The organism is Herbiconiux sp. FW305-C-125, from assembly GCF_058783455.1.
Genome location: NZ_JBYSYO010000005.1, coordinates 214,507 through 226,742, shown reverse-complemented (window position 1 = coordinate 226,742; position 12,236 = coordinate 214,507). Strand labels below are relative to the sequence as shown.

8 protein-coding genes are annotated in these 12,236 nt (G+C 71.3%); 4 read left to right on the top strand and 4 right to left on the bottom strand.

The annotated features are described in order from the left end of the window. Positions 1-11: 11 nt before the first annotated feature. The 4 genes from AC3WLB_RS14570 to AC3WLB_RS14555 form a co-directional block, all read right to left on the bottom strand. On the bottom strand, positions 12-380 hold the full coding sequence (locus AC3WLB_RS14570; RefSeq protein WP_022896573.1) for a DUF4233 domain-containing protein: 369 nt from the start codon (positions 378-380) through the stop codon (positions 12-14). Beyond that, on the bottom strand, positions 377-1,840 hold the full coding sequence (locus AC3WLB_RS14565) for a bifunctional folylpolyglutamate synthase/dihydrofolate synthase (RefSeq protein ID WP_492507135.1): 1,464 nt from the start codon (positions 1,838-1,840) through the stop codon (positions 377-379). The genes AC3WLB_RS14570 and AC3WLB_RS14565 overlap by 4 nt, the downstream gene beginning before the upstream one ends. Continuing rightward, positions 1,833-5,336, bottom strand: a complete 3,504-nt coding sequence (gene ileS / locus AC3WLB_RS14560; protein WP_492507133.1) for an isoleucine--tRNA ligase — start codon at positions 5,334-5,336, stop codon at positions 1,833-1,835. The genes AC3WLB_RS14565 and ileS overlap by 8 nt, the downstream gene beginning before the upstream one ends. A 232-nt stretch (positions 5,337-5,568) precedes the next feature. Continuing rightward, a complete protein-coding gene (locus AC3WLB_RS14555; protein ID WP_022896576.1) occupies positions 5,569-6,174 on the bottom strand; it encodes a TetR/AcrR family transcriptional regulator in 606 nt (201 codons plus the stop codon). A gap of 114 nt (positions 6,175-6,288) precedes the next feature. Between AC3WLB_RS14555 and AC3WLB_RS14550 the strand changes: the two genes are divergently transcribed. From AC3WLB_RS14550 to AC3WLB_RS14535, 4 genes are all read left to right on the top strand, one after another. Next, positions 6,289-7,926, top strand: a complete 1,638-nt coding sequence (locus AC3WLB_RS14550; RefSeq protein ID WP_492507131.1) for an ABC transporter substrate-binding protein — start codon at positions 6,289-6,291, stop codon at positions 7,924-7,926. Between the two features lie 104 nt (positions 7,927-8,030). After that, positions 8,031-8,954 carry an ABC transporter permease gene (locus AC3WLB_RS14545; RefSeq protein WP_492507293.1) on the top strand — a complete coding sequence of 308 codons (924 nt, stop codon included), beginning with the start codon at positions 8,031-8,033 and terminating at the stop codon, positions 8,952-8,954. A gap of 230 nt (positions 8,955-9,184) precedes the next feature. Further along, positions 9,185-10,003, top strand: a complete 819-nt coding sequence (locus AC3WLB_RS14540) for an ABC transporter permease (protein WP_492507291.1) — start codon at positions 9,185-9,187, stop codon at positions 10,001-10,003. Next, on the top strand, positions 10,000-12,234 hold the full coding sequence (locus tag AC3WLB_RS14535) for a dipeptide ABC transporter ATP-binding protein (RefSeq protein ID WP_492507129.1): 2,235 nt from the start codon (positions 10,000-10,002) through the stop codon (positions 12,232-12,234). Before AC3WLB_RS14540 ends, AC3WLB_RS14535 begins: the two co-directional genes overlap by 4 nt. Positions 12,235-12,236 lie beyond the last annotated feature (2 nt).

The following is a 12,236-nucleotide window of genomic DNA, read 5'->3' as shown; positions in this document are numbered from 1 at the left end:
AGCGGGCGAAGCTAGCCGTCGCCCTGCACTCCGGCGGCTGCCGCGGCGGCGGCGTTCGCGCGGTCGATCTGAGTGCCCTTCACCATGCAGTAGATCCAGAGACCGATGAAGATGGCCGCGACGATGGCCAGGGCCGGCACCAGGAAGCACGCCGCGACGATCACCGCCTGCAGCGCCCAGCCGAGCCAATACCCCCAGCGGAACCGCAGCAGGACGGTGTTGGCGAGCAGGAGTACGCAGAGCGCCGCCCCGCCGATCAGCGCGACCGGCGCCGGCAGCGCCTTCAGCCCGAAGATGACGAGCGCGGCGAAGAACATCACGACCGACTCGAACCCGAGCACGATCGCGCCGAGGTTCTGCCGAACCGATCCGCTTCTCACTTCCAGCCCTCCGCGGCGGCGATGCCGATGACCTCGCCGACCAGGGTGATCGATCCGGTCACGAGCACCGCGCCCTGCTCGCTGTCGCCCGCCAGTTCGCGGGCCTGCTCGAGGGCGTCGTCGAGGTTCGGCTCGACCAGCACGCGGTCGGCTCCGGCGATCGGCACCACGATGGAGGCGAGCTCGTCGGGGTCGATCGCCCGCTCCGACGACGAGGCGGTGACCACGAACTCCGACACCACGGGCTCCAGGGCACGGATGATCCCTGCCACGTCCTTGTCGGCGAGCACGGCGATGACGGCCACGACCTTGTCGAAGGTGAAGTATTCGCCCATCGCGGCGGCCAGCGCGACCGCTCCGCCCGGGTTGTGCGCCGCGTCCACCAGCACCGTCGGCTCGGTGCCGACGAGCTGCAGCCGGCCCGGGGAGGTCGCGGTGGCGAAGCCCTCGGTGACGACCTGCTCGGTGAGCGCCTGCGTCCCGCCGCCGATGAACGACTCCACCGCCGCCACGGCGACGGCCGCGTTGTGCCCCTGGTGGTTGCCGTAGAGCGGCAGGAAGATCTCGCGGTAGGTGCCGGCGAGACCGCGGATGCTCACCAGCTGTCCCCCCACCGCCACCGTCGAATCGAGCAGCGCGAATCCGTCACCCTCGACCGCGATTGTCGATTCGGACAGCTCGGCCGCCCGCTCGAGCTCAGCCAGCGCCTCGGCGGGCTGGGCCGAGCTGACCACCTGCGCGGCCGGCTTGATGATGCCCGACTTGGTGCGGGCGATCTCGGCCACGGTGTTGCCGAGGCGGGCCGTGTGGTCGAGCGAGATGGGCGTGAACACCGCCACCTGCCCGTCGGCGACGTTCGTGGAGTCCCACTCCCCGCCCATCCCGACCTCGATCACGGCGACGTCGACGGGCGCGTCGGCGAACGACGCGAAGGCGAGCACCGAGAGCGCCTCGAAGAAGGTGAGCCGCGGTTCGCCTGCCCCCTCGAGCTCGGTGTCGACGAGGTCGAGGAAGGGCTCGATGTCGCGCCAGTTCGCCGCGAGCGCCTCGTTCGAGATGGGTCGCCCGTCGATCATGATGCGCTCGTTCATCCGCTCGAGGTGCGGGCTCGTGAACAGGCCGGTGCGGAGGCCGGAGGCGCGCAGCAGGCTCTCGATGATGCGGCTGGTGCTCGTCTTGCCGTTGGTGCCCGTGATGTGGATGATCGGGTACGCCCGCTGCGGATCGCCGAGCAGCTCAACCGCCCGCCGGGTCGCCGACAGCCGGGGCTGCGGGGCGGATTCGCCGAGCCGCGCGAGCAGGGCCGCGTAGACGGCGTCGCCCTCCTCGACGAACTCGTCGGGTGCCTCGATGCCCACCTCGTCGAAGCGGTCGGGGTCGGCCTCGCCGTACTCCGCGTTCTCGTCGTCGGGGTCGTCGGCGGGCGGGCCGAAGTCTCCACCGAAAAACTGATCAGACATTCTGGGTCACCGACTTCCGGCTCACGGCGATGAGGAACTCATCCTGATTGGCGTACTTTCCCGCGCCCACTCGCGCGAAGTGCTCGGGGGCCGCGGCAGCGACCGTGCCGAGCCACTCCGAGGCGAGCACCTCACGATACCCGTCGATCGCCGGGGTGTCGCGGGGTGAATGCACCGCGAAGTCGGTGGCGAGGGTCTCCCCCGCGATGTCGACGGCTGCGCGGGCCGAGGCCACCGCGCCGGCGTCGGCGTCGGCGAAGAACACGAGGTCGAGGGCGATGCGGTCGCTGACCTCGAAGCCGGCCGACTTGCGCGCATCCTGAACGGCACGGATGACGTCGCGCGCCAGCCCCTCGGCCTCGAGCTCCGGGGTGAGCGTGGTGTCGAGCAGCACGAAGCCGCCGCCGGGCAGCAGGGCGAGGGCACGGGAGTGCTGCTCCTCGCCGCCGTCGGCGGTGCTGCCGGACGCGGCCTCGAGCACGAGCTCGTACTCCCCCTCGACCAGTTCGATGCCGCCGGCGGTCACCACGCCGTCGAGCTCGGTCCAGTCCCCCGAGCGTGCGCCCTGGATGGCCTGCTGCACGCTCTTGCCGAGCCGGGGCCCGGCGGCGCGCGCGTTGACCGTCAGCCGCGAGGTGATGCCGAATTCCGCGGCCGTCGACTCGGCCTGGTCGACGAACACGACCGACTTCACGTTCAGCTCGTCCTTCAGGATGCCCTCGAACTGTGCCAGCGCGCTCGCGTCGTCGGTGACGACGGTGAGCTCGGCGAGCGGCAGGCGCACCCGCAGGCCGTTGGCCTTGCGGAGCGACAGCACCGTGGAGGAGATGGCGCGCACCGCATCCATCGTGTGCACGAGCCCGGCGTCGGCCGGGAAGTGGTTCTCGTTCGGCCAGTCGGTGAGGTGCACGCTGCGGCCGCCGGTGAGTCCCTTCCACATCGACTCCGCGACGAGCGGGAGGAGCGGGGCCGCGACGCGCGTGACCGTCTCGAGCACCGTGTAGAGGGTGTCGAAGGCGTCGTGGTCGTCGCCCGACCAGAAGCGGTCGCGCGACCGGCGCACGTACCAGTTCGTGAGAACGTCGGCGAAGTCGCGGAGTTTCGCGGCGGCGAGCGTCGCATCCAGCGCCTCGAAATCGGCCGTCACGCTCTGCACGAGCTCGCGGGTCTTGGCCAGCAGGTACCGGTCGAGCACGTCCTGCGAGTCGGTGCGCCAGGATGCCTCGTAGCCGCCTTCTGTGCCTACTTCTCCGGCGTCCCCGCCGCCGGAGGTGGCGCTGGTAGCGCCGTCGCCTTCAGCGGCGACGCTGCCGGCGCCTGCGCTGTTCGCGTAGAGAGTGAAGAAATAGTAGGTGCTCCACAGCGGCAGCAGCAGTTCGCGCACGCCCTGCCGGATGCCCTCCTCGGTCACGATCAGGTTGCCGCCCCGCAAGACCGGCGACGACATGAGGAACCAGCGCATCGCATCCGAACCGTCGCGGTCGAAGACCTCCGAGACGTCGGGGTAGTTGCGCAGCGACTTCGACATCTTCTGCCCGTCGTTGCCGAGCACGATGCCGTGGCTGATCACGTTCTTGAAGGCGGGGCGGTCGAACAGCGCGGTGGAGAGCACGTGCATCACGTAGAACCAGCCGCGGGTCTGCCCGATGTACTCCACGATGAAGTCGGCGGGGCTGTGGGTGGCGAACCACTCCTCGTTCTCGAACGGATAGTGCACCTGGGCGAACGGCATCGACCCGGAGTCGAACCAGACGTCGAAGACGTCCTCGATCCGGCGCATCGTCGACTGCCCGGTGGGGTCGTCGGGGTTCGGGCGGGTGAGCTCGTCGATGAACGGGCGGTGGAGGTCCGGCTCGCCGTCGCGGTTCAGGGGCAGCCGCCCGAAGTCGGCCTCGAGCTCGGCCAGCGAGCCGTAGACGTCGACGCGCGGGTAGTTGGGGTCGTCGCTCTTCCAGATCGGGATGGGCGAGCCCCAGTAGCGGTTGCGCGAGATCGACCAGTCGCGCGCGCCGGAGACCCATTTGCCGAACTGCCCGTCCTTGACGTTCTCGGGCACCCACTCGATCTGCTGGTTGAGCTCCTCCATGCGGTCGCGGATGGTCGAGACGCGCACGAACCAGCTCGAGACCGCCTTGTAGATGAGCGGGTTGCGGCAACGCCAGCAGTGCGGGTAGCTGTGCTCGTAGCTGGCCTGGCGCACCAGGCGCCCGGCCTCGCGCAGCAGCTGGGTGAGCGGCTTGTTGGCGTCGAAGACGTGCTGGCCCGCGACATCCGGAACGCTGGCGAGGAAGCGCCCGCCGTCGTCGACGGAGATGATCACCGGGATGCCGGCCGCCTCGCAGACCTTCTGGTCTTCTTCACCGTAGGCGGGGGCCTGGTGCACGATGCCGGTGCCGTCGCCGGTGGAGACGTAGTCGGCCACGAGGATCTGCCACGCGTTCTGGGTGCCGTACTTCTCGGTGTCGGCGTAGTAGTCCCAGATACGGTCGTAGGCGACCCCCTCGAGGTCGCGCCCGCTGTACACCGCGCGGCGGCCGGTGCCCGGCTCGGTGGCCCAGGCCGCCGACGCCCCGAGCGCCGCCTCGGCGGAGTCGTAGCCGAGGTCGCGGGCGTAGGAGCCGACGAGCTCGCGGGCGAGCAGGAACTCCTGGCCGCGCAACTTCTCCTGCACCCCCGTGCGCTCCCCCGGGGCCAGGGCGTGCGGCACCACGACGTACTCGATCTCGGGGCCGACGGCGAGGGCGAGGTTGGTGGGCAGCGTCCACGGAGTGGTCGTCCAGGCCAGCGCCTCGACGCCGGTCAGGCCGAGCGACTCGGCGCGGCTGCCGACGAGGGGGAAGGTGACGGTGACCGTCTGGTCCTGCCGCATCTTGTACACGTCGTCGTCCATGCGGAGCTCGTGGTTCGAGAGCGGGGTCTCGTCTTTCCAGCAATAGGGCAGCACGCGGTAGCCCTCGTAGGCGAGGCCCTTCGAGTACAGCTCCTTGAAGGCCCAGAGCACGCTCTCCATGAACGTGATGTCGAGGGTCTTGTAGTCGTTGTCGAAGTCGACCCAGCGTGCCTGCCGGGTGACGTACTCCTGCCACTCCTGGGTGTACTTCAGCACCGACTTGCGGCTAGCCGCGTTGAAGACCTCGACGCCCATCTCCTCGATCTGGCTCTTCTCGGTGATGCCGAGCTGCTTCATCGCCTCGAGTTCGGCGGGCAGGCCGTGGGTGTCCCAGCCGAAGCGGCGCTCCACCTTCTTGCCGCGCATGGTCTGGAACCGCGGGAAGAGGTCTTTGGCGTAGCCGGTGAGCAGGTGCCCGTAGTGCGGCAGGCCGTTCGCGAAGGGCGGGCCGTCGTAGAAGACCCACTCCGGCGCATCCGCCCGGTTCTGGATGCTCGCCCGGAAGGTGTCGTCGCCCTTCCAGAACGCCAGCACCCCCTCTTCGACGGCGGGGAAGCTCGGCGACGGGACGACGGCTGAGAACTCGTCAGAGTCTTTGGGGTACATGCTGCTCCTGGACGGCCGGATGTCTTCTGCGTATGTCCACGAGGACGGATCGGAGCCGTACTCCCCACCGCGGTACCACCTCGCTTGCCGATCGCTTGCGCGCTCGACCGCTCGTTCTCAGGCGATGACGGGCCCGACCCGTTCGGTTCTACCGGGTGCTCGCGCACCGTTCTTCCGAAAGCTCCCCGGTGATCGCCGGTTCACAGCCATGTTGCAGGTGATTCTACCGGATTCAGAGGCCGGCCCGGCGGTATCCGTCGACAACCGGATGCACGGTGCGCTCCAGGTAGGACACGAGCGGTGACCGGGTCGGCCCGTCGGCGGCCCAGCGCCCGACGGCGGCGGCCGCGGCGCCGAGCACGGCGAGCGCGACGGCCCGGGCCTGCAGCGGGCGGGCGGCGCCTCGGGGGTCGACGCCCCACAGACGCGCCACCAGGTACCGCTCGATCAGCTCGGCGTGCGCGAGTGCGCGGGCGAGGCCGGCGGCGCGCAGTTCGGCGTCGATGCCCATCACGTCGTACTGCGTCAGCACGAGCGGCGCGCGGTCGGCGGTGAACCCGGCGGCGGTGACCAGGAGGGCCTCCTCCACCGCGCCGAGCGGGTCGTCGGCGGTCGCGCGTTCGGCGAGGGCATCCGTCAGCGCCTGCAGGCTCGCGTCGAGCTCCACCCAGAGCAGCTCGCTCTTCGAGCCGAAGTAGTTGAAGAAGGTGTTGCGGCTGACGCCCGCGCGCTGGGTGATCTGCTCGATCGTGGTCTTGGCGTAGCCCTGCTCGAGGAAGAGCTCGGAGGCGGCTTCTTCGAGCATCCGCTGCGAGGAGGCGCGGGGCCTGCCGACCATCTCATCTCCCGGTGCACCTGTCGAGGGGAATAAATAGATCCAGTACAAGAATTAGACTGGGTGGCGATCACAGCAGATCGCTCTCCCCACCATTCCACACAGGCAGGCTCTTCCGTGTCCAGACGCAGCATTCCCCTTCTCGCCGTGGCGGCGGCATCCGCCCTTCTCCTGGCCGGCTGCGCCGCCGACGCGGCACCCGGCGCGAGCAGCACCCCGGTGAGCGGCGGCACCCTCACCTACGCGACCGGGTTCGGCGAGCCCGACTGCCTCGACCCGCACAACGGCGGCAACATGCCGCAGGCGCTGGTGGGCACCAACTTCCTCGAGTCGCTGTTCTCGCAGGACGAGTCCGGCGCCATCGCGCCGTGGCTGGCCACCGCAGGCACCCCGTCGGCCGACGGGCTGACCTGGGACATCACGCTGCGCGACGACGTGCAGTTCAGCGACGGCACCCCGTTCGACGCCGCGGCGGTGAAGGCGAACATCGAGCAGATCCAAGACCCGGCGACGGCGTCGTCGACGGGCATCCTCGCGCTCGGCAAGGTGCAGTCGGTGGAGGCCGTCGACCCGACCACGGCGCGCTTCCACCTCGCCGAGCCCGACAGCGCGCTGCTCGAGTCGCTCGCCCAGACCTGGCTCGCGATGGAGTCGCCCGCCGGTCTCGCGCGGGGGCTGGAGGCCAACTGCGAGGCGCCGATCGGCACCGGGCCGTTCGTGGTGGAGAGCTGGACCAAGCAGGACAGCATCACGCTGGTGCGCAACGAGAACTACAACTCGGCGCCCTCGGGTGCCGCGCACGACGGGCCCGCCTACCTCGAGAAGATCGTCTGGCGCTTCATCCCCGACTCGGCCACCCGCTTCGCGGCGCTGCAGTCCGGCCAGGTCGACGTGATCGACGAGATGCAGCCCGACAACGTGGTGGCGGCCTCCACCAGTGACCAGTTCGACGTGCTCACCGGGGCGCTGCCCGGGGCATCCATTCGGCTCGAACTGAACGCGGGCTACGCGCCCTTCGACGACGAGCGGGTGCGCAAGGCGTTCGTGCACTCGGCGGATGTGAACCCCGGCATCGAGAGCCTGTTCTTCGGCACGGCGTCTCGGTCGTATTCGGTTCTCTCGTCGAGCACCCCCTACGGCGCATCCTTCCCCGACGACTACACGATCGATCCCTCACTCGCGAACGACCTCCTCGACGAAGCGGGCTGGACCGGGCGCGACTCGGAGGGGTACCGCACGAAGGACGGGCAGCGGCTCGTGGTGAAGTTCCCGGTGTCGACGAACCAGTCGATCCCGGCGGAGCAGTCGCTGTTCGAGCAGATCCAGGCCACCACCAAGGAGGTCGGCTTCGACGTGGAGCTGCAGCCGCTCGATCTGTCGTCGTGGTACGCGGCGCTCGGGTCGTGGGACTTCGGGGTGACGAGCGCGATCTACACGAAGAATTCGCCCGATGTGCTGCGCATCCTGTACCACTCGTCGAACATCACGCCGGCGCCGAGCGGGTACCACTCGAACAACGCGCACGTGTCTCTGCCCGAGCTCGACTCGCTGCTGACCGAGGCGGGACAGACGACCGATGACGCCACTCGCGCCGATCTCTACGAGCAGGCGCAGAAGATCCTCGCCGACGGCGCCTACGTGCTGCCGCTCTACGACCACCTGCAGAAGATCGGGTACTCGACCAAGGTGCACGGGTTGTCGCTCTTGCCGACGCTCGAGATTCCGTACTTCGGAGACACGTGGGTGGAGCAGTAGGACTGCCGGCGACTCCCCCGGACGCCGCGCTCTCGCCGTCACCCTCGCCGGCGCCCGCGCCCGCGCGCTCGCGCTCACGCGCGGCGCCGCGGGCGTGGGCGGGCGTGCGCTGGCTCGCGCTCCGCATCGGCGGGGCGGTCTTCGTGCTCTGGGCGGCGGCAACGCTGACCTTCTTCGGTCTTCGGCTGATTCCGGGCGACCCTGCGCAGGCCATCCTCGGCGGGCCGGGGTCGAACGCCAGCGCCGAAGCGCTCGCGCAGGTGCGGGCGGAGTACGGGCTCGACCAGCCGCTGCTCGTGCAGTACCTCGCGCAGCTCGGGCGGCTCGCCACGGGCGATCTCGGCACCTCGTACTCGCAGCGCGCATCCGTCGTGTCGATCATCGGGTCGCAGATCGGGGGCACCCTGCTGCTCGCGGCGCTGGCGCTCGTGGTCGCGTGGGCGATCGCGCTCGGGCTCGCATTGTGGTCGACCCGCGGCGGGCGGGTGGCCGGCGCGGTGGGCTCGGCACTCGAGATCGTGGCGGCGGCGGTACCGCACTTCTGGCTGGCCACCGTGCTCGTGCTGGTGTTCAGCACGACGCTGCACTGGCTCCCGGCGGTGAGCACGGCGGGGCCCGCGGGACTGGTTCTGCCGGTACTGACGCTCGCACTGCCGCTCGCCGGGTTTCTCGGGCAGGTGATGCGCGAATCCGTTCTGAACGCGCTCGAGGCGCCGTTCACCCTGTCGGCGCGCGCACGGGGGGAGAGCGAGAACGGGGTGCGGTTCCGGCACGTGCTGCGGCACGGAGCGTTGCCCGGCATCGCGCTGTCGGGGTGGGCGTTCGGGTGGCTCATCTCGGGGGCGGTGGTGGTGGAGACGATCTTCGCCCGGCCCGGGCTCGGGCGCACGCTGCTCAACGCGGTGCAGCTGCGCGACGTGCCGCTCGTGGTGGGCGTCGTGCTGGTGGTGGCGCTCGGCTACGTGGCGATGACGGTGGCGACGGATGCGGCGACCCGGCTCGCCGACCCCCGGGAGCGTGCCGCGTGAGCCTGCCCCCCACCACCCCACCGTCCGTCCCTGCTTCGGGCGCCGGTGCAGCCGCCTCCCACCCCGCTTCCACACCACCCCCCGCCCCCGCTTCCCACCTCGCCGCCGGCAACGCCGCCATCCGCTCCGGCGTGCCGGATCGACGGAGTTCTCCCGCCGGGCCGGGCCAGGACTCCGTCATTCCGGGCATTCGCGCCGGAACTCCGTCGTTTCGGGACTTCGCCCGGCGGCTGGGTCGGCTCGGGGGGCTGCGCGGGCTCGGGGTGGCGCAGTGGGTCGCGGCCGGCTTCCTCCTGCTGCTGCTCGTTGCGGCGTTCTGGCCGGGGCTGCTGGCACCCGGCGACCCGCTGGCCATCGACCCGGCGGAGGCGTTCCGGGCACCGGGGTGGGGGCATCCGTTCGGCACCGACGAGTCGGGGCGGGACGTCTACACCCGAGTCGTACACGGCACGGCGCCCTCGCTCGTGATCGGGGTGTCGGCGACCGCGATCGGCATCGCGCTGGCGCTGGTGCTGGGCATGGCCGCGGCGCTCGGCGGGCGGGCCGTCGACTTCGGGGTGAACCGGTTGCTCGAGGTGCTGTTCGCGTTTCCGGGGCTGCTGCTCGCGCTGCTCGTGATCACCGTGTACGGGCCGGGGATCGTCACGTCGACGATCGCGGTGGGGCTGGCGACGGCGCCGGGGTATGCGCGGATCATCCGGGCGCAGACGCGGTCGGTCGCCTCGTCGGCGTACGTGGAGGCGGCGGTGGTGCTGGGGCGGTCACGGGGACGCATCCTGGTGCGACACATCCTGCCGAACGCGGTCGCGCCGGTGTTCGTGCTCGTGACGCTCGGTGTGGGGCAGGCGATCGTGTGGGCGGCGGCGCTGTCGTACCTCGGGCTCGGCGCGCAGCCGCCCGCGGCGGAGTGGGGCGCGATGCTCTTCGCCGGCAAGAACTACCTGGCGACGGCGTGGTGGATGACGTTCTTCCCCGGCCTCGCGATCGTGCTGAGCGCCGCCGCCACCACGGTGCTGGGGCGGGCGCTGCAGCGACGGAGTGCGCGGTGAGCGGCGCCGGGCCGGGCTCGGCCGGCGGCACGGCGCCGGAACGACGGAGAGATTCGCCCGGTACGGAGCCTCACTCCGTCGTTCCGGATGCTCGTGCCGAAACTCCGTCGCACCGGGCGGCGTCGGCGGCTCCGACCCCCAGCGAGGTGGCAGTCGGGGAGCCGCTCGTGCGCGTGCGGGAGCTGCGGGTGGGGTTCGGGCGACGGGACTCGGCGCCGGTCGTCGACGGGGTGTCGTTCGAGCTGCGGGCGGGCCGGGCGCTCGCGATCGTGGGCGAGTCCGGGTCGGGCAAGAGCGTCACCGCGCGGGCGATCGTGGGGCTCGCGGGGCCTGCGTCGTGGGTGTCGGCGGATGCGCTCGAGGTGCTGGGCGCATCCGTCCTGGGTGCGAATGCTCGGGGCGCGGACGGTGGCGCGAGCGGTGGCGCGGGGCGCGGGTTGTCGACCCCCCAGTGGCGGCGGGTGCGGGGGCGGCAGGTGGGGCTGGTGGTGCAGGATGCGCTGGTGTCGCTCGATCCGTTGCGGCCGATCGGGCGCGAGATCGCCGATGGGCTGCGGCTGCACACGCGGCTTTCGGTCGCGGAGCGGCGGGCGCGGGTGCTCGAGCTGCTGCGATCGGTCGGGATGCCCGAGCCCGAGGCGCGGGTGGGGCAACGCTCCGGCGAGCTCTCGGGCGGCTTGCGGCAGCGGGCGTTGATCGCGGCGGGGCTGTCGGCCGATCCGCCCGTGCTGATCGCCGACGAGCCGACGACGGCGCTGGACGCGACGGTGCAGTCGCAGATCCTCGCCCTGCTCGAGGAGGTGAAGGCGCGCGGCACGGCGCTGCTGTTCATCAGCCACGACCTCGCCGTGGTGTCGCGCATCGCGGACGACGTGCTGGTGCTCCGCGACGGCCACGTCGTCGAGTCGGGACCGACCGCGACGGTGCTCGGCGATCCGCAGCACGAGTACACCCGCGCCCTGCTGCGCGCCGTGCCCACCGGGGTGCCGCGCGGCGTCTCCCTCACGCTGCCCGCAGTCGCGGCGCCCCCCGCGACCGCAGCTCCGCCCGCGGCAATCTCTGCGCCCGCCGCAATCCAGGCACCCGCAGCGCCTCCCGCAACCCCGGCACCCGCAGCGCATCCCGTGCCTCCCGTGCCTCCCGTGCCTTCGGCGACCGAAGCTCCAGCCGCGCCCCGCGAACCCGCAGCAACCCCTGCACCCGCACCCTTGACGCCCGCAGGGCCCCCCGCGAACGCAGCACCGCCCGCACCCACCCCGCCTCTGCCTCTGCCTCTGCCTCTGCCTCTGGCGTACGCGAGCCCGCTCGATGAGGTGACTGGTCGCGAATCGGGCAGCCGGGAGCCTCGACTGCCCGAGCTGCGACGCGTGGATGGCGTGCTCGAGCTACACGGGGTGCGCAAGTCGTTCCCCGTGCGAAGTGGCGCGCGAGGCGCAGAGCGGGTGGCGGTCGACGACGTGTCGCTCGTGCTCGAGCGGGGGACCACCCTGGGGCTCGTCGGGGAGTCGGGGTCGGGCAAGACGACGCTCGCACGCATCGCGCTCGGCCTCACGGCACCCGACTCCGGCACGGTCACGCTCGACGGGGAGCCCTGGGCACCCCTCCCCGAGCGGCAGCGCCGACCGCGGCGCCACCTCCTCGGCGCCGTGTACCAGGATGCGCTCTCCTCCTTCGACCCGCGCCTCACCGTCGAGCAGATCCTCACCGATGCGCTCCGCGGCTCGGCACACCGCTCCGCCAGGGTGCACGCCGGTCCCCCGCGCGCGGACGGCGCCTCAGCCGACGCACGCGAGTCGAGGAGCAGCGCCGGCGGGGTGAGCGCGGGGCGCGAATCCGTCGCCCGGCTGCTCGACGACGTGGGCCTGGCGAGTGCCGTGCTCGGCCGGCGACCGCTCGAGCTCTCAGGCGGCCAGCGGCAGCGGGTGTCGATCGCCCGGGCGCTGGCGGCCGATCCGGCGGTGCTGATCTGCGACGAGCCGGTTTCGGCATTGGATGTGTCGATCCAGGCGCAGATCCTCGACCTGTTCGACGACCTGCAGCGGGAACGCGGGCTCAGCTACCTCTTCATCTCGCACGATCTCGGCGTGGTGCAGCACATGAGCGACCGCATCGCGGTGATGAAAGACGGGCGCATCGTCGAGGAAGGCCCGACGGCGGCGGTGTTCGGTGCGCCGACGCATCCGTACACGCAGCAGCTGCTCGCCGCCGCCCCGCGCCTCACCGTGCACTGACG

Coding starts and splice junctions, on each gene's coding strand:
- AC3WLB_RS14565 (WP_492507135.1), bottom strand. CDS start 1,840: ATGTCTGATCAGTTTTTCGGTGGAGACTTCGGCCCGCCCGCCGACGAC.
- AC3WLB_RS14555 (WP_022896576.1), bottom strand. CDS start 6,174: ATGGTCGGCAGGCCCCGCGCCTCCTCGCAGCGGATGCTCGAAGAAGCC.
- ileS (WP_492507133.1), bottom strand. CDS start 5,336: ATGTACCCCAAAGACTCTGACGAGTTCTCAGCCGTCGTCCCGTCGCCG.